Source organism: Paenibacillus eucommiae (assembly GCF_017874215.1).
Lineage (GTDB): Bacteria > Bacillota > Bacilli > Paenibacillales > NBRC-103111 > Paenibacillus_AI > Paenibacillus_AI eucommiae.
The window spans coordinates 114,571-140,255 of record NZ_JAGGLB010000007.1 but is presented as its reverse complement, the minus strand read 5'-3'; the positions used below and the strand labels follow the sequence as shown (position 1 = coordinate 140,255).

13 protein-coding genes are annotated in these 25,685 nt (G+C 47.4%); all 13 read left to right on the top strand.

What is annotated here, in order from left to right; translation table 11 throughout:
• The first annotated feature begins 278 nt into the window (after positions 1-278).
• The 13 genes from J2Z66_RS12695 to J2Z66_RS12635 all read left to right on the top strand — a co-directional run bounded on the left by J2Z66_RS12695 (position 279) and on the right by J2Z66_RS12635 (position 25,001).
• On the top strand, positions 279-3,044 hold the full coding sequence (locus J2Z66_RS12695) for an S-layer homology domain-containing protein (protein ID WP_209971782.1): 2,766 nt from the start codon (positions 279-281) through the stop codon (positions 3,042-3,044).
• A gap of 30 nt (positions 3,045-3,074) precedes the next feature.
• Complete coding sequence (locus tag J2Z66_RS12690) at positions 3,075-5,345, top strand: putative phage tail protein (protein WP_209971781.1); 2,271 nt, start codon at positions 3,075-3,077, stop codon at positions 5,343-5,345.
• 181 nt (positions 5,346-5,526) lie between these two features.
• A complete protein-coding gene (locus J2Z66_RS12685) occupies positions 5,527-7,653 on the top strand; it encodes a hypothetical protein (protein ID WP_209971780.1) in 2,127 nt (708 codons plus the stop codon).
• Between the two features lie 315 nt (positions 7,654-7,968).
• On the top strand, positions 7,969-8,550 hold the full coding sequence (locus J2Z66_RS12680; RefSeq protein ID WP_245375499.1) for a glycerol-3-phosphate responsive antiterminator: 582 nt from the start codon (positions 7,969-7,971) through the stop codon (positions 8,548-8,550).
• Positions 8,551-8,787: 237 nt separating this feature from the next.
• A complete protein-coding gene (locus J2Z66_RS12675) occupies positions 8,788-14,589 on the top strand; it encodes an S-layer homology domain-containing protein (protein ID WP_209971778.1) in 5,802 nt (1,933 codons plus the stop codon).
• Positions 14,590-14,724: 135 nt separating this feature from the next.
• On the top strand, positions 14,725-15,537 hold the full coding sequence (locus J2Z66_RS12670; protein ID WP_209971777.1) for an HAD-IIA family hydrolase: 813 nt from the start codon (positions 14,725-14,727) through the stop codon (positions 15,535-15,537).
• A 351-nt stretch (positions 15,538-15,888) separates the two neighbouring features.
• Complete coding sequence (locus J2Z66_RS12665; RefSeq protein WP_209971776.1) at positions 15,889-17,256, top strand: ABC transporter substrate-binding protein; 1,368 nt, start codon at positions 15,889-15,891, stop codon at positions 17,254-17,256.
• A 140-nt stretch (positions 17,257-17,396) separates the two neighbouring features.
• The gene (locus tag J2Z66_RS12660; RefSeq protein WP_245375498.1) at positions 17,397-18,290 is read left to right on the top strand and encodes a carbohydrate ABC transporter permease; all 894 of its coding nucleotides are present in this window, start codon (positions 17,397-17,399) and stop codon (positions 18,288-18,290) included.
• A 19-nt stretch (positions 18,291-18,309) separates the two neighbouring features.
• A complete protein-coding gene (locus J2Z66_RS12655) occupies positions 18,310-19,122 on the top strand; it encodes a carbohydrate ABC transporter permease (protein WP_209971775.1) in 813 nt (270 codons plus the stop codon).
• Between the two features lie 74 nt (positions 19,123-19,196).
• Positions 19,197-20,135, top strand: a complete 939-nt coding sequence (locus J2Z66_RS12650) for a sugar phosphate isomerase/epimerase family protein (RefSeq protein WP_209971774.1) — start codon at positions 19,197-19,199, stop codon at positions 20,133-20,135.
• Positions 20,136-21,474: 1,339 nt separating this feature from the next.
• Positions 21,475-22,392, top strand: a complete 918-nt coding sequence (locus tag J2Z66_RS12645) for an ABC transporter permease (protein ID WP_245375497.1) — start codon at positions 21,475-21,477, stop codon at positions 22,390-22,392.
• Positions 22,393-22,408: 16 nt separating this feature from the next.
• Positions 22,409-23,308: a carbohydrate ABC transporter permease gene (locus tag J2Z66_RS12640; protein WP_209971773.1), complete on the top strand. Its 900-nt coding sequence runs from the start codon at positions 22,409-22,411 to the stop codon at positions 23,306-23,308.
• 85 nt (positions 23,309-23,393) lie between these two features.
• Complete coding sequence (locus J2Z66_RS12635) at positions 23,394-25,001, top strand: extracellular solute-binding protein (RefSeq protein WP_209971772.1); 1,608 nt, start codon at positions 23,394-23,396, stop codon at positions 24,999-25,001.
• Positions 25,002-25,685 lie beyond the last annotated feature (684 nt).

Genomic DNA, 25,685 nt, shown 5'->3' with positions numbered 1-25,685 from the left:
ATTGAAAAGATGATCCCTAGTTGAAAAATTGGTAAATCCAATTTGATAATTCCTATTTATTGATATTGATGCAATCTATCTTGTTCATGCATGAGAAAGCTCCTAATTGAGAGGCGGAGAAACGTTATCAGTCCTCCTTTCAATAGGAGCCAACCCAAGGATGAATGACAATGCTGCAAGGGGCGGGCCAGTTTGAATCGATATGGAGGTGAGGAATGATCCTAATTTTTATAAAGAAAATGAAAACGCTAACAAGATGTGGAGAGGAGAAATAATCAATGATTGTTCGAACAAAATCCCTGCTGCGTCTGCGTGTTGTGTGCATGGGCTTAGTCCTCACTTTGCTTGCGGGCGGATTGATGGTGGATTTACGGGTGGGAGCAGCAGCATCTTCTTCCAACATTGTTGTGGAGAGAGGACCTCATGCCATAGCAGCTAACCCGGTGACGGAAAGGATTTATGTGGCTAATGCAGATAGTGACAGCGTCACAGTGATTGAGGATACCTATGGCAGCAGTAGTGCGGCTATCGTGGCAACGGTGGCCGTAGGAACAACCCCTTATGCTTTAGCGGTTAATCCAGTGACAAATAAAATCTATGTAGCTAATGTGGATAGCGATGATGTCACGGTGATCGATGGAGCGACGAACAGTACCGCAACGGTGTCTACAGGAAAACAACCGTTTGCTGTTGCAGTCAATCCAGTAACGAACAAAATCTACATCGCGAACATAGGCAGCAATGATGTCACGGTTATCGACGGAGCTACGAACGTAACTACAACGATCCCGGCAGGCGAAAGCCCATTTGCGGTGGCTGTGAATCCAGTGACGAACAAGATCTATATCGCTAACGTGGATAGCGATAATGTGACGGTCGTTGACGGTGTGAGCAACACGACAATGGATGTTCCTACAGGGGCAGGTCCAAATGCGCTTGGCGTTGATCAGCTAACAGGCAGTGTGTACATTGCGAATTTCTTCAGCAACAACGTCACTGTCATTGATGGAGCAACGGGTGCTACCACTACAGTATCTTCAGGCATAACCCCGAATGCGGTGGAGGTCAATGAGACAACCGGGAAAATCTATGTCGCAAACGACAGCAGCAATAATGTGACGGTAATTGACGGTTCGGATTATAGTACCTCGACCGTATCCACGGGAACAGCTCCGGGTGCGCTTGCAATCAATTCGGCTACGAACAAGATCTACGTAGCGAGTTATGAAAGCAACGATGTGACGGAGATTGACGGGGCGGATCATACGACATCGACGATTGCGGCAGGAACGAACCCGATTGCCTTGGCTGTGCTTCCGAGTCTTAACAAGATTTATGTGGCGAATTTCAATAGCGATGATACGACTATTATCGAGGTAGAGAATGAGAGTGGAGTCACGAATGCGGATTTGAGCGCCTTGGCCGTTAGCGAGGGGCAGCTTAGCCCGGGGTTTGCTCCGAATAGGACTGGATACACGGTTCACGTAGAGCATGCGATCTCAAATGTAACCGTTACAGCATCCACTTACGATCCGAATGCGACTCTATCTGTATCGGGACAGGTTTACGGAAACAGCATGACGTTCCCTGTGAGCCTGCAGATTGGGGCGAATGTACTGCCGATTGTCGTTCAGGAAGCGGGAGGACTAGCGAGCAAGACGTATACGATCACGATTTATCGGGCCAATGCCGGTAATCCCGAATCTCCGCCACCGTATTCTCCTGGAGGAGTCGATCAGATCGTGACACAGCCAGATTCCGACGATGTAACGGAGGGGCCGAATGGTGTGACAATGGGCGGCAAGGCTGCGACAGTAACGAGTACAAAGACAGCAGGCGGGAAAACGATGCTGACGGCGCAGCTGCATGCCGAATCACTAACGAAAGCGTTCGGAAAGCTGAAAGGGAAAATGATGGGATCACAGACGGTCATGTTTACCTTAACGGGCACGGATGCGATCAACAAGATAGGCATTCCGGCCAAAGTGCTCAAAGCTGCGGCGGCTGTAACCCCGAATGCCGTTCTTTCCATTAAGACACGGAACGCTGCTTATGATCTGCCGATAAATTTGCCTGCTCTTATTGCTATTCTGGGACAACTTGGCGAGGAGCTGGAACATGCTACGGTGTACGTGACCATGGAAACCATAATAGGCGATGCAGCCGGGCAACTAGCAGAACAAGTGAAAGCAGCTGGTGCGAGCTTAATGGGTGAAGCTATCGATTTTACTCTGACCGTAGAGGCGAAGGACAGCAGCCAAAGCATTTCCGACTTCGGTCATACTTACGTAACAAGAAGTATTCGGATCTCCGGTGCGATTGATTCGTCGCAAGCGACGGCCATTACGCTTGATCTCCATACGGGCAGTATGGCATTTGTGCCGTCCATTTTTACAGCAACTGCAGGCGGCGAAACAACTGTCAGCATATTACGTCCGGGAAATAGCCTGTATGCTGTAGTTCAATCACGGAAGTCGTTCGCCGATGTACGTGAGCACTGGGCGAAATCGGATGTGGATCTGCTTGCATCGAAGCTCATCGTGAACGGCATGACTGAAACAAGTTTTGCACCTGAGCATACCGTTACGCGGAGCGAATTCATAAGCCTCATCATTCGTGCGCTTGGGCTTCAGGAAGACGATGGAGACCTTATGCCATTCAGCGATATCGCTCCATCCGATTGGTTCGCGGGTGCGGTTGGCGCAGCGCTGCAGGCACAACTGATAAGCGGGTTTGAGGACAGCACTTTCCGGCCTCATGCAACGATCACCCGAGAGCAAATGGCCGTTATCGCTGCAGGAGCTTTATCATTCGCAGGAAAATCCGGTGATGTTGTGGGCAAACAGCATTCGCTGCTGGCTTCTTTCGAGGATAAAGCCGAGATTAGCGCTTGGGCGAGAGTTCCAGCAGCACAAGTGATTCAAGCTGGAATCATGACAGGGGTTACGGATAGTCATTTTGTGCCTGGTCACACGGCAACCCGTGCAGAAGCGGCTGTCGTAGTGAAACGGCTGCTGCAAACTTTAGGATTTATTAATGAATGAATGAAAATCAAATAAGAGGAGGAATGAAGCATGAAGGAAGAGAAGGGACTTGAAATAACAAAAAGTGAAGATCAGGAAATGATGGAACGGGAAAGTACGAAACATGAAAATGCGAAACAGGCAAACAGGAAACAGGATGGCGGCATCATCAGCAGAAGGAAGCTGCTGGCCTCGTTAGGGATAGCCGGAGCCACATTTGCCTCAATGGGACTTACGAACGGGACGATTACACGGGCTTTTGCCGATGCTCCGGACAGCAGGATAAAAATTAAAGATTTGTTGAAGATGAATGTAATTGTATCGACAACGATCACCCTGCTGCGGGCACTGAATAGCCCGGATATTAACGCGCTCTATTATATTACCGACCCAGGCCAGGAGGGAATGTTCCATTATGATGCCACAGATACCACTGCCGCCGATAATACAGGAACGATCCTGGTCTCCGTCTCTGGCGCGCGGTTTAAGAGGATCTACGATGGGATTATTCAAATCAACTGGTTTGGGGCTAAAGGGGACGGAACGACGGATGACACGCAGGCGATTATTGCTGCGGACAATGTGGCCAACGGCGGCTTGGTGCTGCTGACCAAAACCTACAAGTATTCCATGTCAGGACATAAGCTTAAGTCCCAATTTATTGGTAATGGCAGTCTAACGAACTATACTGGTGTATATGCCCAATCATTTTCCGGGACAGGAAATAATGATGTATTGATTACAGGGAATTATGCTGGCGGCTTTGACATCACTTTTATCATTGAGGTGGGAACTTCTTCAGGCAACAACTGGAGATGGTCGACAGACAACGGCGTAACGTGGATTGAGGATATATCTTACATCTTGCCTGATGATACTTTTGTAACGGAGCCCATTCATATCCAAACAACTCCCCAGGCGCTTGGCTCTTCCGGACTCTACGTGCAGTGGGGGTCTACCTCGGGGCATGTGGTCGGAGACAAGTGGACTCTACTTACGGATCAAGCTCTCAAACGCTTGGATATTAACGGGTTGGATCTGCGCGGACAGCCGCTCTTCAGGGAAGGAGGAACAAGGAGCTTAGGCTTTGGTAAAAATGTGCTTGGCACGGGGAAGACGATAGGCACTGAAAACATCGGATTTGGTGTGGATGTCCTTTCCTCTAATATCAGAGGCTTTGCTAATGTGGGAGTCGGGGCGAAAACGCTGGAATTGAATGTTTCGGGCAGCTACAATTGTGCTATAGGCGCCATGGCTATGTATTCCAACAAAAGCGGGGGGAGCAACAGCGCTTTCGGTACATATACGATGGGGGACAACGAGACCGGAAGCGGTAACACCGCGTATGGCTGCGATGCAATGAGGTATAACAAGACGGGGGAATTGAACACGGCAGTTGGCGTTCAGAGCATGTACCATGGTGTCCTTGGCTGGCAAAACACAGCGGTTGGAGCTAACGCCCTCAGAGGCGGCGATGGAAGCTTATCCAATAACAAATCCTTTAATTACAATTGCGCTTTTGGCGAGAAGTCCTTGTTTTTTGGAGGCGATGAATTTTCAACAGCCATGGGGCATGAATCCCTCTATAAATCATTGGCGGGAAAAAATGTCGGTGTGGGTGCCAAAGCTGGATTTTTGATGAATTACGGAGAGCTTAATGTTTTTGTCGGTTATGAAGCTGGATTGGGTGAGAGCCGGAACCAGGACGCAGACTCGACAGGCTCCATTTGTTTAGGCGCCTTCACAGCGACGACGGGGGACGACGGGATTGCTATTGGTCGCGGGGCCGTGGCGAGTGCCGGACAAATTTTGCTTGGCGGAGTACACAATCAGAACGGTGTATTCTTTTACGGAAACCTGAACCCGCAGATTGACGGGACTCAGAATATCGGTGGACCAGCGGCGAGATTCGATAACGTATATGCCACAAGCGGTTCGGTTAGCACTTCGGATGAGCGGGTGAAGACTCCTATTGAACCGCTCTCCGACCGGGAACAGGCTGCTGCATTGGAAATTAAGAAGCATATAGGGAAGTTTAAGTTCCTGGAATCCGTGAACAAAAAAGGCGATAAGGCTAGGTGGCATTTTGGCGTTGGCGCACAGACGGTCAAGGGGATTTTTGAGAAGCATGGCTTGGATGGATTGGAGTATGGAGTTCTGTGCTATGACGAGTGGGACGATGAATTTGATACCATACCGGCCGTGAAGGACGACAAGGGAACTGAATTAGAGCCGGAAAAAAGGATTCAGCGCCTGCAGGCGGGAAATCGCTATGGAGTGCGCTATGACGAGCTGGCCATGTTCATATTGGCGGCCATTTAGGATCATTTAGGCTAGGGGAGTCTGCTAACAGGCAGGCTCTTTCGTTTGCCCTGCTGCGTTTAATGCATGAATGCAGCTCTTGTTTATATATCCTATATATTCGTTGACAAACGTATTGGAAAGGCTTACTCTGACGATAGCAATTTGCCCGGAAGGGCACGAACATGAGGAGGAATATGATATGAACGGAATGTCTTCTGATCATGAAATGTTTATCTGGACCCCCCTTATTGGCTTTGACAAGGAGCATAAGGATAGAGGCGTAGACGAGTATTATTCAAAGCTGGGGTTCACCCCGGATGGTATTTCTCTATTTTTGTTTTGCCCCGACATTGTACACGATCATAACGGGATGGATGCAGAAAGAGTACTCCCGCCTGATAACTGCAATTACTATAGTAATATCCGTAACGAAATACGAGAGATTCAGGAATGGACCAGCTATGAACTGCGGGAGCTTGTCGGTGGCTTGAACAGTCGCGGAACTGAGACTTACATGGGCATTATGGGTGTTTTTGCGAATGATGACTCCCAAGGCTCTGTTCATTATAACCCTGGACATCGGGAATGGCTTAATGATCACAAGGAGCTTTTGGGGGTTATGCCAGATTATACCGGGCACCTCAATGTACTGAAACGATTTAAGGACGGCACCTACTACGAGGACTTTTTTCTTGCAAAAGCAAGAGCAGCATTAAAAGATTATGGTTTTTCCGGCCTGCATGTGTCCGATTGCTTCTGTCCTCCTGCTGCTGATGCTAAAGGTGGCGATTTCTCAGATGACATGGTTGACCAGTTTATGACCTACAGCGGAATTAAGCTCCCTGATGAAATATGTGCAGCTGTAAGTGACGAGGACAGGGAGGGCATTCGCAAGCGCGGCACCTATATCTGGAACCGGTACAAGCTGGAATGGCTGGAATTTTTATCATGGCGTTGGGTATCATTTTGGCAGAAAATCTGTGACGGTCTGCATGCGGACGGAAAAAAGGTCATTGTAAATAATGCCTGGTGCAGCGAACCCTTCGAGGCGTTATACCGCTTTGGCATTGACTACAAGAAACTGTATGCTGCAGGCGTAGATTACTTTGCTGCTGAAACGGTTCCAACCAGTGTTCATATGGGTGATTCGGAAGAGGGCACCTACCGTATGTATAACTATATGACCATGCCCTCCTTTATGCGGGCGTTTGCACCAGAGGGCAAGCTGCTTTGCTTGAACGGTGTTAAAGATTCAACGGAGGAATGGAGCACGATGACTCACTTCCCCAGCAATGTGGAGCGGGAAATATATGCGCTGACGAACTATTACTTACAGACCCCAAGCGGCTTGAAGCGCTCTACGGATGGCTTCCTGGTTTGTCTAGGCGATGGCTTGACCAAGGAGGAATGGAGCTGGTTAAAAGAACGCTGGGATATCGGCTTTGGGGAAATTCCCGAGAAGGTGTTAACGCCTACCTTGATATGGTCGGATAGCGCGCTTTACAAGCTTTTGCCGGATTATATAGCTACCAGGCGTTGGTCTATGCACAAAACGGTCTATGAATTGGCCAAATGCGGAGGACAGGTTGGTGATTTTGCCCGGATAGAGGATTTAAATTATGTGTCTGGACCCATTTTTATTCCGAATGTCGACCTCCTCCCTGAGGATGAGTTGAAGCAATTAGCTTCCTACAACCGTGGCGCCGTGATCTGCACAAGCCTTGTTGAACGCGGGTTTCAAATGCCTGATACAAGGAAACCTGATATCTACTTTGAGGACTTGGCAGCAGACTTTAAGATGTGCATAATGGCCTATGATATGCCTTATATCGATTATCAGGACATCACTGCAACCCTGGGTGAAGACGACGGCAGTGCGGATGTGCAAGGTGATCCCCGTTATGCGGAAGATCCGTCGTGGTTTCTGGACAATCTGGTTTACCGCAAGGCGTCCACCGGTTTCGTTAAAGCTTGTGGCAAGCTGATTCGTGCTGCCTACGATTGCGATTTGTCCGCATCCATTGAAAATCCGCTGCTCCCCATGCAGATGAAAGATGGCAGGATCAGACTGCTGATCGGTAACGACAATCGTTTGCAATACAGGAAGCCTATAATTAAAGCCAAGAAGCCATTCAAATATGTGGTCAGTCTAAGCAAATTTCCGTCCCTTCCTGCGAGACTTATGGATGACCAGGGGCACAGCATTATACCGAAGCTTGAGCATAAGCATCAACCCGTTATTGCATACGGCTTCATGGCCAAGATACCACCTGGAGGTCTGACGATCTTCGACGTTACATTTGCCAAAGGCGACGACGATGAATAAGAACTAGAGTAAAAGGACAGAAAGAGACCCACAGCTACGGGCTGTGGGTCTAATATTTATATATTAAAAGGGGGTCGAGTTTTATTATGGGCTTTGTACCTTAATCTAAGCTGAAGATTAGATTTCATTTTGATTACAATTGATGAGGTTAATTATTTCATACATAAATAGTCTTCTATTCAAAGAAACAAATAAGAAATAAAAAAATGTATTCCATATATTTACATATATTTTTCTGTTAACATTCCCCAAACATTCATCTGTTAAGTTGGATGGAGAACCATAAGTCAGACAATGATGAGAGAAGGGATGGAAATGAAAGGACTGGGGATGAAGCCTAATTTACACGATTATTGGGGACCTAAGCGCATCATACCGGCAGTGCGCAAGGCTGGGGATTTGCAAGCTGCCTGCAGCAGCGAATGGCCAGTAGTCTTTTTGCTGATTGGCGATTTGTTCACTGTGGAGGAATATGTCAGCCAAGTGCTGCGTGCCGGGAAGAAGGTTTTTCTGCATGTGGATTTTATTAACGGGCTGGGTGGCGATCCCATTGTCATCAAATTTATTGCTGAGCGGGTAAAGCCAACGGGCATTATCTCGACGAAAAGCCATTTTGTGAAGCAGGCCAAGAAGAGCGGACTGATCGCTATTCAGCGAATTTTTCTCATCGATACTTCAGCTTTGGATCATGGCATTCAGAATATAGAGCAGAGTAGTCCGGATGCCGTAGAGATTATGCCTGGACTTATTCCAAGGGTCATTACGAAGCTGAGCGATACGCTGTCCCTGCCGATTATTGCAGGTGGATTAATTCAGGATCATACGGAAATTGAAACGGCTCTGCAGGCAGGCGCAAGTGCGGTTTCGATGGGCAGCAGGCACCTTTGGACCCCCTAAGGCAGGCAGCGATACACGCTTTGGTTTACAATTTCTTCATCTGTATTTGATGCTGCGATAACAAAAGGCTGATAAAGTAGGACTTGTAGCTGACAACCGAATAGTAAGGGTAGAGTCGAGGAGAAAACCCTTTATGCAACAAATGGAAGAGCATTTATTTTGGCGCGCGCCGCTTCCGTTTGATGGATAAAGGGTTTTTTGTGTTGTCTTGCACCTTTTTCGGAGGAAGTTAAATCTGTGGAATGGAAGGAATGGAGACGCGTGATCAGACATGCAAGGTTTTTGTCCGTTTTCCTCATATTTACTTTATTAAGTGGCATGATTCAGTTGAATTCGTTTGTCCCTGAGGCTAAAGCTGCAGATGCAGGTGCAGAAAGAAAATCACTCGACGTTAACAAAACGCAGGCAGCTCCCGTAATTGACGGAAAGCTGGACGAATCGATATGGAAGCTTGATCAGCAGATGAACACGAGGCAAGGAGACGGCACCTTCAAGGATTCAAGCTTCGGTTTGCTTTGGGATAATCAATATCTCTACATTGGCATCAAGCTGGATGATGATAATCTGACATATAACGGTTCGGGGTATTGGTTCGAGCAGGATAACATTAACGTGTTTTTGGATCCTACCCTGCATCGGTCTACCCCTTATGCGAAGGATGACATGCAGTTGGGCTTTGTTTATCAGCCTGGAACGACTACTCCAGAATTCCATTTTGGAGCTGCGCTTAACAATCATAGTGGCAAGGACGAGAAAAAAATTCTAAGAGCCATCCAAACCACGGATAGCGGTTGGTCTCTGGAAGTTGCTGTTCCTTGGGACATGCTGAATTTGGATCCTATGGTAACCAGACAGCTTGGTATGGAAATCGGAGCTACTGACCGCTATGATACGGATGCTTCCAAGGTTAGAAATAGCTATTGGAGCGCATATAACACGGTATCTTTCTGGAATAATACTAGCGGCTTTGGTCAAATTAACCTTGTAGACAGTACTCCGGTAACAGGCCATGTGAATCCGGTGCTGCTCGAGGAAAGCTTTGATGGATATGGGGAAGGAGAGCTTCCTTTCGGCTGGATTTCTGATGTGAATGCTGGCAGCTCGCCGTTTTCTGTTGTGCAGGATACATACGGAAATGGGAGAATGACGTTTGACGGAAACGCTTCTGGCAAGCAAGCCCGCATCACAGCTCCCATCCAGTGGGACAACTATGTGATTGAGTCAGATGTGAGATTCGAGGAAGTTTTGAACGGAGGCAGATGGGCTGCCATTATGTTCAGAGGCGCTTCGAACGGGAAAAATCCATATAATCAAATGGCCGTCAGACAGGATGGCAGGTATGAGGTAGCCCTGAGAAAGCAGGATAATCAATGGGCAACACCTACACCGGTAACAGGCACATGGATGCCGCTGACGCTCAATGAGTATTATACATGGAAAGTCAGAGTTTCCGGCAGCAATGTGAAGGAATACATCAAGGCGAAGGGCGATGCCGATTACACGCTGCTCGTGGATCAGGATTTAGGACCTGATGTTTTGTTGGAAAAAGGGAAGGTTGGTTTTCAGGCTGATCAGAGCAAAGTATCGTTCGATAACCTGAAGGTGACGAGAATTACGGCAGACCGGCTGGATGTAAATCTGCCTGCGGCTTTGGAAGCTTTAACGACGCCAGTAAGTGTAACGGGCAGCGTCTATCAGTCCGATGGTATCTCGGATATTTTAACTGACAAGCAGATTAAGCTGTATTCGTCCGATGAGAATGTTATTAAAATTATCAACAACAAAATTGTTCCGGTTAAAGCAGGAACTGCAACGGTAAAAGCTGTATATCTCAATACCGAAGCCTCGCAGCAAATCATTGTCAGCCCCTCTTCTACCGGCGTGCAAACCATTTCCTTAAAGGCGGATGAGGGATATAAGCTGGCTGTTACCGGGACTGAAATCGCCCTGAATACGCTGACTTTCAAGGCAGAATTCAGTGATTTTAGTACGGGAACACTAGGTGGCGACAAGTTAACCTGGTCCTCCAATAATCCCGCAGTAGTCATTGAAGACGGGGCCATTAAAGTGAAGCAAAAAGGCGCCCATCTGTTGACTGCGAAAATGGATCAAGCTTCGGCCACGATACTAATAGCCGCTAAAGATGCTGCTGATGCGGAATATGTACTTTATGAAGAGAATTTTGATGCTGTTGCGGAAGGTTCGCTTCCGGATGGCTGGACTCGCAAGCAAGGTGCTGCAGTAGGGAAGGCAGGGGTGAAGGACGGGGCCCTGGAGATCGATGCAACTTCCTCGCCCAACAATCCTTCCAGAGTTATGCTTCCCGAATATTTGGCGATGTTCGGTGATTACAAAATTGAAGCGGACGTGACTCATTTGGCAGCGAACGACGCTGCACGCTGGCATTCTATCATGTATAGAATCCAAAACAATGATTTTCCCTATTATCAGATGGCGGTAAGAAAAAATGCAACGGCATCCAATGGGGTTGAATTTGCGGAAAGAACTCCAGCTAACGGTTGGAATGTGATGGAAAGAGGAGCTTTTACGGAAGCTATTGATCCCTCAAAAATGTACCACTATACGGTGAGGACATTCGGGAACAGAGTGGAAGAACAGATTGATGATAAGTTGCTCGTGAATAACGATATGGCAACGGCATATACGAAGGGCGGCATCGGCCTTCAGGCAGACGGCAGCAAAATGAGGGTGGATAACATCCGGGTGTCCTTGCAGCAAGAGCCGCTCTCCCCTCTGCCATCCGATCTCTTTGTCCAGGTGACAGAGCCGGAAACGAAAATTTCTATTGCGCCATCTGTGGTGACCGAAATCAATAGCGTGACTGATTTGAGTGCGTTAACAGCAGCGATACTTCCTGCTACAGTCATTGTTCATGTTAACAGTGACTTGAAGGTTACGGACCCGTCCGGCCAGACCATCATCGGCGATCTGAATTCGATAATGGACACAATTGGAGCCAGAATGATCCCTGCTTTTTATGTGAAAAGTGAACAGTCCGTCAACAACCTGATGGATGCACTGAAGAGCAAGGGAATTGAGGATGCTTTTGTAGTTTCAGACAATGGGGATTTAGTCAAAAGAGCCCGTACCCTTTTTCCGATGATCCGTGGAATCGTTGATTTTAGCGCGATGGACATTGGGACTAAAGAAGATCTGTTAGAAGTCCGCAGAAAAACGACGCTAAGCTTGTCCAAAATTGCCATTTTGCCTCAAAAGGCTTCATCGATGGAAAATGTGGCCTATCTGCAGCAGCGCGCGATTATGGTATGGACCCAAGAAGCGGCCAGTCAAGCGGATAAAAGCTTATCTCTTCATCAATTGATTACGGCGGGCTTGAACGGCATCGTTACCGATTCGCCTGCGAAAGCGTTCGAGGCCTACAAGGTGTATGACCACGAAACGACGCTGATCCGCAAGCCATACATTATAGCTCATAGAGGAATGCCTTCCGTTTCTCCTGAAAATACGCTTATCAGCAACAAGCTTGGTCTCGAAGCTGGAGCGGATTTCATTGAAAATGATATGTTCCTTACGCTGGATGGACAGTTGGTTATTACACACAGCTCCGAGCTGTCAACGACAACGAACGGTAGTGGAAATGTAGAAAGCTATACTCTTGAGTATCTAAAAACCTTGAATGCCAATAAGCCTTTCCCGAACGGATTTCCGTTTGAGCCTATGCCTACCTTGGACGAGCAGATTGATCTGGCCAGGGAGAGCGGGAAGATGGTTATGGCGGAAATCAAGACGAACACACCCGCAGCGGTTGATGCTTTCGTGAGAATTATCAAGGAAAAAAATGCGGAGGATGTTATTAATGCGATGTCCTTCGATTCCAATCAATTGAAGCGGCTCGCAGAGCTGATGCCGGAGATGCCTTCCGGATTGTTGACGGGCTACCTGGCGAACGAAGCGAATGTGGGTAAATCGCTGCGCGAGACGCTGAAAGTGCTTCAGCCTCTGAATGCAACGTTCAACACGGACTATTCAGGATTAGGCAAAAACTTCATGGAGGCTGCGAAGCATCGGGGCATTCTTGTATCCCCATGGACATTTAATAATAAAGCTGACTTCATCCGGCTCTTCAAGCTAGGGGCTTTCGGAATTACTACCGACTATGCTTTCTGGGCATCTGATTGGGCGGCTTCAATTAAACCGGGAAAAGAGCACTACGTGCTGGAGAAGGATGACAGGGTTTTGGTTTCAGCAGTTGTAGAGAGCTTTAAGGGCGATAAGAAGACCCTAACACCTGAGATTGTATGGTTGGATGGACAAGATCTGGTGGAGATGAATGGAAGTGAAATTATTGCCAAGAAATCAGGAACAGCACATGCTCTGTTCAGATATACGGCATCCATGGATGAAACTGGACTGAATAAGTATGACATCTACACACAGCCTGTAGCTTTCGAGGTGAAGGGTGAAGGGCCGGAAGAGCCAGAAGGTAAAAGCCCGGTTTGGACCGATGGCAAGCTTGAAGCCTTGAATGTAACCAAAACCGGATTAACTTTAACGTGGGTTGGCGCAAGCGATCAAGTTGGTGTCACCACCTACAAGGTTTATCAGGGCGATAAGGAGATCCGTTCAGTCGACGGCACCGTAAGCAGAATTGATGTGAGTGGACTGACTGCTGGAACGGAATATAGTTTCACTGTTCAGGCAGGAAATGAAGCTGGAAAATGGAGCACAGACGGTCCAAGCATTAGCGTTAAGACGCTTGTAGATAGCGGCACTGGCGGCGATGGAGGCAACAATGGTGGTAACAATGGAGGCAACAATGGCGGTAACAATGGCACAGGAAGCGGCAATGACAATGGTGGAAATGGCGGCAAAGACATTCCATCAGATGTGATTGAAGCGTCAGCAGGCAAAGTAGACGCTGCTGAGCTGAAAAAAGCTTTTGGCACTAATTCACAGGTGAAAGTGAAATTTACCGGAGAGAAGCTGGAGCTTGCAGCGGCTGGACTTGTGGAGGCAAGTCGGAAGAAAGGGCACCAGTTACTGATCACAGGTGATAACACAACGTATACACTGCCTTTATCTGTACTGAATCTCGAAGCATTGGCCAAGCAGCTTAACGTAAGTGTAGATGCCTTGACCATCAGGGTTACACTCCAAAAGCTGAGCGGCAGTGAAGCTGCAGCAGCAGCGGGTGCAGTGACAGCTGCAGGTGCCTTATCAATCGCGGACGCTGTGAAATATGAAGTGGAAGCAGTAGGTGCAGATGGCAAATCAGTGGTTGTATCGTTTGGTTCCACCTATGTGTCACGCGATATTACACTGAACAAGGCCGTGGACTCAAGCAAAGCAACAGGCGTACAGTTTTTCCCTGAAACGAACCGGATTAAATTTGTTCCAACCGTGTTTTTCACTAAGGACGGTAAAACGACAGCTACACTGAAACGGAATGGAAACAGCATCTATACAGTGATAGAGAACAACAAGAGTTTTGCGGACATGGCTAATCACTGGGCAAAGTCGGACGTGGAGCTATTGGCTAACAAGCTTGTAGTGGAAGGCGTGAGCGATAACCGTTTCGACGGCGACCGCAATATTAGCCGGGCCGAATTCGCAGCACTGCTGGTACGGGCATTAAGTTTAGATCCTGTGACAGCACAAACTGCACATACAAGCTTTCATGATGTAGACTCAGATGCTTGGTACGCCGAAGATGTAGCGACTGCTGCTTCCGCTGGCCTCATAAGCGGCTATGAGGATGGAACGTTCCGTCCTAGCCGGGAGATCACACGCGAAGAGCTCGCTGCTATGGTCATCCGTGCTCTCACTTATGTAGGTATAGATGCGGAAATTTCAGCAGAAAAGCAAGCGGAAATGCTGGTTATGTTCAAGGATGCAGGCAGCATCGTTTGGGCTAAAGCGGAAATGGCCGCAGCCATTCAGGCGGGTCTGTTGAACGGGATGACAGCAGACACCCTTGATTCTAAGGGGCATGCTACTCGTGCCCAATCAGCCGTCATCTTGAAACGTTTGCTCGGAAAAGCAAATTTTATTAATTAAATCATGCTGCTAAAAGCTGCTGGAAGCTGCTGTGAGTTGTATAAGCTGCTGGCAGCTTCCAACGGCAGCTAGAAGCTGCGCAACTAGAATCTACTAGAAGCTACTAGAGGCTGCTGGAAAGGAGCTGCTTGAATATTGCCGGATGTACTCAATTTTGATGGCTATTTTTTTGATCTGGATGGAACGATTCTGCTTGGGGACTCTTTGCTTCCTGGAGTTCCGGAGACGCTGGCGGCATTGCGAAATCAGAGGAAGAAGATCTTGTTTCTGAGCAATACGACAACGCGGACTCGGAAGGAATGTCAGACGCGTTTGCAGAAGTTGGGGCTGGAATCCCACTTGGAGGAAATTGTGACAGCGGCTTATGCCGCAGCTGTTTATTTGCGTGAAGGGAAGCTTGAAGGGAAGCCAAATGTGCGGGACACCCGTGTGTTCGTCATTGGGGAGCCGGCTATGCTCAGCGAATTGGAGGAGCAAGGAGTCGAGCATACCGAAGATCCACTTGAAGCTACGCATGTGCTGGTCGGGATGGATATGCACTTCAATTACAGCAAGCTTCATCAAGCTATGAAAGCTGTACGTAATGGGGCGGCTATGATTGCCGCCAACCCCGATCCCTATTGCCCGGTTGACGGCGATCTCATTCCCGACACCTGGGCCATGGTGAAGGCGATCGAAGCGACTAGCGGCAAGAAGCCGCTGGCCGTCATAGGCAAGCCGTCGAAATATTATGGAGCCAAAGCACTGGAGTCCGGAGGACTTCCGAGCGACCGCTGCCTAATGGTAGGCGACAGGCTGGAAACCGACATCCTGTTCGGTTCTGTTAATGGTTTTTCCACCGCACTCGTGCTGACGGGAGTAACCTCGGAGGAAGATATCGGACAATCCCCGGTTCAGCCGGATTTTGTATGGACGTCCATGGAAGAACTACTGTCGATGATCCAATAAGATTCTAGAATTTTCATTGTGTGCACTATCCCTTAGACTCAGGAAGTCGCCTTGTTGGCTGTCCGTTTGAGGTCAAAAGTGGTTTGTGCGATCAGTAGCTGCTAGAGGGAGCCTGCTGTGGGGTGGAGAGCGGAGCGTCCGTGAATCCCACAGCAGGATCCCTCCCCACGCACCCAAGTCACGAGCACACATCTCAAAGGACGCCCAGCAAGACGTCTATCCAAAAGATTTTACGTCCGCATGATACAGCCATAGTCTTGATTTCACATTCATCTGCTAAAGTGAAACAGAAGGACGGATGGAGCAAGTTTCAGACATACCACACAATATAACTTTGAAGGAGCGAATACGATGCGACCCATCTCAAATGATTCAAGTAAGTTGATTGTTCTTGCTTTATGCTTGATGTTATTTTTAACAGCTTGTGCTAAAACTGCTGCCCCTACAGAGCAGCCAACCGTATCCCCCACTGCAGCAGTCAAAGATGACAATAAGGAAGACAAAGAAGGCAGTAAAGAAGAAAAGATCGAGCTTACTTTTTATTATCCAATTGCTGTAGGAGGCCCGCTGACCGCTACGGTGGAAGGGATGGCCGAGGAATTTACGAAGCAGAATCCTAATATTACGATCAAGCCGGTTTACACAGGCAGCTATGCAGATACCGCAATCAAAACGCAAGCGGGCGTGCAGAGCAAGACTCCTCCTGATGTAGCGGTGCTGCAATCAACAGAGCTGTTCAGTCTGCTAGATATGGATGCGATTATCCCGCTTGACGATTTTATTGCCAAAGAAGGCGGAGACAAGTATTTGTCAGACTTCTACCCGGCGTTCATGTCCAACTCCCAAACCGGCGGCAAAACATACAGCATTCCGTTCCAGCGCAGCACCATCATCTTGTATTACAACAAGGATCTTTTTACAGCAGCAGGTCTAGACCCGGAGAAAGCTCCACAAACCTGGGATGAGATGAAGGATTATGCCAAAAAATTAACTAAGGACGGCACATGGGGCTTGGAAATTCCGGTATCAGGCTACGCCTATTGGATGCTGCAAACCTTCGCACTGCAAAACGGCAACAACCTGATGAGCGAGGACGGCAAAAAGGTTATGTTCAACACACCTGAAAATATTACAGGCTTGCAGTTCTGGAGCGATTTGGCGAAAAAGGAAAAAGTCATTCCAGAAGGCGTAACCGAGTGGGGAACAGTTCCATCCGACTTCCTCGAAGGCAAGACGGCCATGATGTATCATACGACAGGCAACCTGTCCAACATTAAGAAAAATGCCAAGTTCAATTTTGGCGTGAGCTTCCTGCCCAAGAACAAAAGCTACGGAAGCCCGACTGGCGGAGGCAATATGTACATCTTCAAGGATATTGATAAAAATAAGCAGGAAGCAGCTTGGAAGTTCGTACAGTTCATGACAGAAACCGAGCGTGCTGCACAGTGGAGCATTGATACCGGCTACGTGGCCGTCAAAAAATCAGCATACGAAACCGAGCGGATGAAGCAGTATACGGCTGAATTCCCGGCGGCTCTGGTTGCCCGCGATCAGCTTGAGTATGCGGCAGCCGAGCTGTCTACCCACAATAACGGCAAGGTCATCAAAGCTTTGAGCGATCCTATCCAAGCGGTTCTGACTGGCAGTATGACACCTGAAGAAGCATTGAAAAAAGCGCAGGAAGAAGCGGATAAAGCGCTGGCCCCTTTTAACAAGTAATAAGTAACAAGTAATAGCTTGCAGCAGCAAAAAGCAGTGCGCCGGGAAGGTATTTGTTACTATGGTACAAGATTATACAAAGTTCCTCCCGGCGCAGTGCTTGCTTTATTTTTCCAACATGTATGCTAGGAGGTACCCGATTGAACAGCAGAAAGTTTAGGTTTCCCTGGAAGACAAATGCGTTTGCCTGGCTGCTCCTTTTGCCTTCATTGTTTTTTTTATTCCTTTTCACCTTTTATCCGATTGCCACAACGATCCGGCTTAGCTTATTCCAGGCAGATTTAGCTACACCGGTTCCGACATTCATCGGGCTTGGAAATTACACGAATTTAATGCATGATGCGGTTTTTTGGAAGGTTATGACCAATAATGTATGGTTTGCCATAGGAACGGTCCCGACATCTATCGTGCTGGCTATGCTGATGGCGATATTTGCTAATAAAGCGCTGCGGGGGACGAGTCTGGTGCGCATTTCTTTTTTCTATCCGACGATGATCCCGATGATTGCTGTTGCCAACATATGGCTGTTTATTTATACGCCTCAATACGGACTGCTCAGCAGGCTGATGAAAAGTATCGGTCAAGGTGATATCAACTGGCTCGGGTCACCGCAATATGTAATGTGGGCGATGATTATTATGGTTGTTTGGAAGGAAGCAGGCTATTTTATGATTTTTTTCTTGGCGGGTCTGCAAAATATTGCTCCCGATTTATACGAATCGGCGCAGGTAGACGGTGTGGGACGCTGGACGATATTCCGTAAAATTACGTTTCCGCTGCTGATGCCAACAACGCTGTTTGTCTCGATTGTAGCACTGACGAACTCTTTTAAGCTGGTCGATCACTTGATGATCATGACCAAGGGTGGACCGAACAATGCCAGCAATTTGCTGCTTTATTATATTTACGAATCGGCCTTCAGCTTCTGGGATCAGGGGATGGCTTCGACCTTGACGGTCGTCATGATTATCGTTTTGCTGCTGTTTGCAGCGCTTAACTTTTTTGGACTCGACAAAAAAATTCACTACCGTTAAGGGAGAGAAAAGCGATCTTATGCTGCTTAAAAAGTTGAATATAAGCCGATGGCTTCTATATATTTGTGCCGTTGTATGGCTGGTTCCGCTTCTATGGATGACGGTTACCGCTTTCCGACCCAGGCATATTGCACTGTCCCCGGCGTTCTCGCTCGAATTCACACTTGATAACTTTGCCCGGGTCTGGTCGGCTGCACCCTTTGCCCAGTATTACATCAATACAATTATGATTGTGGTAGGCGTATTTGCTGTCCAAATGCTAACAGCTACGATGGCGGCTTTCGCTTTTGCCCGATTAGAATTTGTGGCGAAAAATATAGTTTTCATGCTCTTTCTTGTACAGATTATGATTCCTGCAGATGTGCTGATTTTTCCGAACTATAACGTGCTCAAGGAATTGTCATTGCTGGACACCAAGCTAGGCATCATGCTTCCTTATTTCGCATCGGCCTTTGGCATCTTTCTGCTGCGGCAGATGTTCAAGACGATTCCACCTGAGCTGGATGAGGCAGCGGAAATCGAGGGCTACTCGAAGTGGCAGATTTTGTGGAAGGTGTATTTCCCACTATCCCGTCCCACTTATGTCGCATTTGGTCTCGTATCGGTCAGCTACCATTGGAACAATTTTCTCTGGCCGCTTATTGTGACCAATTCCGTAGAAAATCGTCCGCTTACGGTAGGACTGGCCATTTTCGCGCAATCGTTCGAGATTGGTGCGCAGTGGACAGAGGTCAGTGCAGCGACACTGCTCGTTATTGCTCCGCTGCTGCTTGGCTTCCTGCTATTTCAACGCCAGTTTATGAATAGCTTCATTCATTCTGGCATTAAATGATGCACAGAAACTAGTAATGCACAGAAATTAAGTGATACAGGCATCTCAATTTGAGGAAATCGAGGAGGATGACAATGACTACGCGCAGCGACTATTTCGTTTCTACCTATGCTTGGATCGAAAAGCCTTTGCAAGAAACAGTGGCGGAACTGGTTGAAGGGGGCTGGAAGGCCGTTGAAATTATGTGCGAGGGCCGACATGGAGAACTGCTTGAATGGTCTGAGGAGCGTTTGGACTGGCTTAAGCAGATTGGCCAATATAACGGAATAAGCTGGACGCTCCACGCACCTATTACTGGCTGTAATCCGGCGTCCTCTGACGCGGAAGTGATTCGCGACTCTTCAAATGTGCTGCATCGTACCTTGCAAATTGCTGAAAAGCTGGGCTGCGCTTATGTGGTCGTTCATCCCGGCGAACGGGAGGAGCAGTCGTACACCAAGAGCGGGAATGATCAGCATGAAAGCGATCAGGGTGGAGCCGACGAGAGAGAGAACGAGAACGAGAACGAGAACGTTAAGAGCGGAACCGTTCAGGCTTGGAGTGATCGGGGCGGGAGCGTGGATGAAGCCGCGAATCGGGTCGTGCTCTTCTTACAGGAGGCACTGAAAGCTACAGAAGGGTATGGGGTCACTATCGCATTAGAAAATGTGCCTCCTTATCCGGGGCTGCTCGGAGCAGATCCTGCATTTCTCAAGCATGTCGTGCAGAGAGTGGGCTCTCCTCGGGTTCGCATCGTTTTTGATGTCGGTCATGCGCATCTGACCGGGAAGAGCCGATGTCTCTTGGCTCTACAATATTTGCTGCCATATGTGATTAGCCTGCATCTTAGCGATAATCAGGGAGAGCATGATGATCACTTGCGGCTTGGAGCCGGGACCGTACCCTTGGAAGGGGTGCTGGCATTAACCCGCCAGTTCCAGTACTCGGGCTCATGGGTATTGGAGCTGCGGTCGCTTTCCGACGTAGTGGCATCAGTCCGCTGGCTGGAGCAGCGCAGAACGGGTATTGCCTGATACGTTTGTATGTCAGAAATCCGCACATTCATAGGGATGCAACAGTTATGCAACAGTTATGAAACAGTATCAAACAGGATGCAACAGGAAGCAGCAGTAAGCAGCAGTAAGCCAGGACGCCGAAAGGCGTCTTTTTCATGCTTTTATAATAGTATAAGTTTGGGAGTGTACCTGGAGTGGAAAATTCCTAATTTCACAGTGCAGCTTTACAGTGGGAAAGTTGAGGGTGGGACCCTTCGTCCTCCTTTGGAATCATTAAGGAAGCTCAGATTATCCTATCGTCACTATCCCTTTCCCTCAGGGAAGTAACTTCCACTGGCAGTCCGTTATCCATTTGATCGAGGCAAGTTTGGCACTTTTTAGCTGAGCGGGAAGGGATCAGGGGAGGATGAGCGTTAGTAGCAGCCTGCCCTCAGCTGAAATGAGCGTATGCTACTTAACGATGTTTTTCATCGTTAAAATAAGAACTCCAGTCAATCCGTCACGTTAATGATGATTTTCATCGTTAAAAGAGGCCGGATGGCCTCTCAGGGTGGTTAAAAGGGATTTTAACGATGTTTTCATCGTTAAAGCAAGGATATGGAGAGGAACTGATGCTTTTAACGATGAAAAACATCGTTAAAGCATCAGCTCCTCTCAATTGCGCGGGCTCTTCATCTCCAACTCCTGCACCCGCTAGGAAATTTCCTCTAACTAAGAGAAAAACATTTGCTGGCTGTCCGTTTGAGCTGGGTGTTCGTGCGATTGTATCTAAAGAGAGGGAATGGTTGTAGACGGAGGAGCGGAAGCGTCCGCCTTTAAAGACTGGTTCTCGCCCTGCATCCATTCCATTCAAGGGAACAAATCGTTAACAGCGGCTGGAGTCCACAGCCACCCTCTCCCCCCAAGCACATTGAAAAGTGAGCATGTATGTGACTATTTGTATGCTCAATAAGAAATTGTTTGTTTACGAACGCAGCCTGCTGCAGTCTATAATGAAGCCAGCCCCGCTTGAACATGGTAGAAGGTGGGCAAGGACGCCTTTGTGTTCGCGTTCGCGGAGCTATCAATACACATTGGAATTAAGTACAGGGAGGAAGCAGAGGCATGGCAAATAGCATACATCTCCGATTTTCAGAGCATAGGTGAAGAAGGACGCAACAAAAGGGCACTAAAGAGCTACAAGCTCCAATATTTTTTTTGTTTGGCTCTTTGCTTGCTCTTTGTTTACTCATTATTTGCCTTTTGTTGCTTTTTGTTTGCTTTTTGTATGCTCGCAACAAAATGATTTGTTTACGCTTTCTCAGAAGTCGAAATACTATGGAGCTAAGGAAAAGGGGGGCTGGTGGTGGATTTGCCATTGACAAGAAGAAAAAACCGCACAATTCAGAGGTTGAACAATAATAAATATTTATTGATGATGCTGTTACCCGTGCTGCTGTACTTCGTCATTTTTAGCTATGTGCCTATGTATGGTGTAGTCATCGCTTTTCAGGATTATTTGCCAGGCAGGAGCTTTTTTAACAGCCCATGGGTTGGGTTTAAGCATTTTCGGGACTTTTTTGAGTCGATGTATTTTTTAAGGACCTTAAAAAATACGGTTTTATTAAGTATTTATTCGCTCATATGGGGTTTTTGGGTTCCGATTGCGTTCGCGTTGTTTTTGAACGAGCTTAAGGACGGGCGTATTAAAAGATTTATTCAAACAGTCAGCTACTTGCCGCATTTTATCTCGCTCGTCGTAGTCATTGGCATGATGAAGATGTTTCTTGACCCGAGCAATGGTGTCATTAATGTACTGATCGGCGCTTTTGGAGGAGAAAGAATTGATTTTTTCAGCTCGTCTGAATGGTTCCGCACCTTATATATTGCCTCTGGCATATGGCAGTCGTTCGGATGGAGCTCTATCATTTACCTGGCGGCGTTGTCCGGTGTGGATCCCACACTTTACGAATCTGCAGATATCGACGGGGCCAGCCGCCTTCAGAAGATGTTCTATATCACACTCCCTTCCTTGATGCCAGTTACGATCCTGCTGCTCATTTTATCACTCGGCAGTTTGATGGGCGTAGGTTTTGAGAAAGTGATCTTGATGTACAATCCTGTTGTGTATGATGTGTCGGATATTATTTCCACATATACGTACCGTAAGGGCATTCTCGAAGCTAATTACAGCTACGGTACAGCGATGGGGTTGTTCAACTCGGTAATCAGCATGGCGTTGTTAGTCTTTTTCAACCGGTTAAGCCGGAGAACAACGCAGCAATCGATCTGGTAGGAGGGAAGCAAGCATAATGATTATCTCACAAGGCAAATGGAGGCAGCAAAGCGGAGGGGACAAGTTACTGCTCTTTATCGTATATATGATGATGGCACTTGCAGTGGTTGTAACGCTGTATCCCTTTATTTATGTCACCAGCATGTCACTTAGCAGTCTGGAAGCGGTCGCTTCACAAAAAGTGAAGCTGCTGCCGGTTGGTTTCTCGCTTCTTTCTTACAAGCTTGTGTTCAGCAATCCGGATGTGCTGAGAAGCTTTTATAACACACTATGGTATACAGTTGTCGGAAGCTCGCTTAGTGTAGCGGCTACTATTCTCGGCGCCTATCCGCTTTCCAGGAAGGAATTGATCTGGCGCAAACCCTTTATGCTAATCATCATTATTACGATGTATTTTGGCGGGGGCTTGATTCCACATTTTTTACTGGTCAAAAATCTTGGATTGCTCGACACACGTTGGGCCATCGTACTGCCGCCGCTTGTTAGCGCCTTTAATCTGATTGTATGCAAAACATTTTTTCAGCAAACGAATGAAAATGTGATAGAATCAGCTAAAATTGATGGATGTAATGATTTTGTCATTTTTCTGCGCATTATCATTCCGATTTCGATGCCAATCATTGCAGTAATGGCGCTGTTTTACGCCGTTGGCCATTGGAACAGTTATTTTTCTGCCCTTATATTTTTGAGGGACTCCAAGCTGTATCCGCTGCAAATTTATCTGCTCAACACAATCGTTCAGAATAACGATTCATCGGCATTAGCTACTGTGGAGAACATGGCAGAACGGGCGATGATGTCGATGCAGATTAAATATGCACTTATTATGGTGACCACTTTGCCGATTTTGTTCATCTACCCGTTCGCGCAAAAGTATTTTGTGAAGGGGGTGATGCTTGGCTCGGTGAAGGAATAGCGTGTGCCAAAGTTTGTCCGGCAGGTGAGCAATAGGCTGCTGCCACAAAGAGAATGGATAACAAAAAGAGGAGGGACTTGCAAACATGAAAAAATGGTTCATTATGCCTTTGTTTATTCTTTTATCGATGATGCTTATCCTTGCAGGCTGCTCGAAAGAGGAGAAGGGAGCCAGTGGTAGCTCAATAGCTCCATCTGCAACCCAGGGAAGCGGGACGGAGCATACAGAGATAGAGCCCAAACCGGGGGAGCTGCCTTTGTCTAAGGAATTGGCGGAGTTGAAAATTGCTACGATGGATAACTACTACTCGCCAAAAAGCTATACGCAAAACCTGCCTATCTGGCAGGAAATTGAAAAGCGGACGAATGTAAAGGTGGCCTGGAACGTTTTCCCGGCAGCCCAGGCTAAGACGGTTCTGGACACGATGTTTGCGGCGGGAAGCAATTTGCCTGATATCGCCTTCGCTGTGAGTGATCCGGATAAATTGTATAAAGCGGGCCTCATTCACGATCTGAAGCCATTTATTGAGCAGTTTGCGCCCGACATGAACAATTTTTTTAAAGAAATGCCTATCGTTGAGGCTCTAATCACGGAACCTACAGGAGAAATTTTGAAAATCCCCATTGTGGCGATGACGGGCGACTATCTCCCGGCGTATTTGATCCGGGAAGATTGGTTGACCAAAGTCGGTAAATCCTATCCGCAGACAATCGATGAATTGGTCGATGTGCTTAAAGCATTTCGTGATGAAGATCCGAATGGAAATGGATTAAAGGATGAAATCTCTATGGCGCTTGCTCCTGGATTTATCAATTTACTGGCAAGCTCTTTCGATGTGCATCCAAACTACAGCTTTTATCCGGATGCGCAAGGGAAAATCGAATATGTGCCCATTACAGATAAGTACAAAGTCTTCTTGCAGTTCCTTAATATGCTGTACCGGGAAAAGCTGCTCGATCCTTCCTTTGCCAGCCAGACCGATGATAGATTCATGTCTATGATCAACGGTGACCTTGCTGGCGTAACCGTGCATTACATTGCTAATATGAGGAATTGGGGCATGGATAAATGGAGCGGGTTTGTATACCCCAAGGGACCCGAGGGTACGCAGTTTGTGGAGCGGATTCCTCCGGTTTCGAGTGTGGCCGTCATTACGAAACAGAGCCAAAATCCTCAGCTAGCGATGAAATTCCTCGATTATATTATGGCTTCGGAGGACGGTCAGCTTCTTGCGAATTATGGATTGGAAGGCGTTACGTACAAGCTTGAGAATGGTAAGCCAGTGTTTATGGACAGCGTGCTAAAGCCCTCATCAGACAACCCGGATCCTATGAGAGCAATAGGATCGGGTTGGAATTTGCCAAGGATTCAATTAAAGGAAACAGTCGATGCAGCAGTCCCGGAGAAGGTAAAGAAGTTGAACGATGAAATGAATAAATATTTGGTGGATCCTTATCCCGCGACTGAAATTCCAATGACTGACGAAGAGAGGGAGCTGTTTAATAAAGGCTGGTCTGATATGCAAACCTATCAAGCTGAAATGATGACCAAGTTCATTATGGGCAAGGCAGATCTGAACAAGGACTGGGATGATTATGTCAAGAAAGTAAAGGATCTTGGCATCGAGGAGAAGGTGCAAATCGAGCAGACTAAGTACAAACGCTATAATGATATTATTCAGAAAAACAAGTAGTTCCAAGTATGATTGCATATGTGTTAAAATAATTGAATGTAAAAACGGCTCAACCTAATAATCAGTGCTTGATAGTCAAACTAACATTCGATGGAGGTTAAATGCTACGAAAATGCCAGCTTTATAGCGGCCCGGTACTTGTCATAGCTATTTTCCGGCGAGGGTAACACGTGCGCTAATGGTCACTTCAGTCCGTTAGAAGCGGAAATGCAGCGAAATGAGATTGTAACTGTCACGGATGTCCCTTACAGGCTGAAAAAGAGGCGATTGTGGGGAAAACCGCCTTCTAAGGGACGCGGATGTCCATTAGAATCGTGAATATGTAAAAATCAGCCTCTAAAGGTCAGCGGTGACCGTTAGAGACAGGTCCTCTCCGTATTTGGAAGATATCTTCCGTCGTTGTGATATACGGATTCTGCATCGGTCTATTCCTCTTTGTTGTTGGGTAGGACTTTCAACCGTACAGGATTGGCAGATGTTTTTCCAGTTTTAGCTATCCATTCATTTGTCAAGCACTGATTGTGGTGTTGAACCGTAAAAACATGCAGCATGCCGGTTTCAACTATATAAATTGGAACAAAAGTTTGGCATAGCGAACAAAGGATCTTCCATTGCAGATGAAGGCAAGCCAAGGTTCGCCCTACGTTTATTTAGTTCCATTTCTATAGGTTGCATAGATCACAC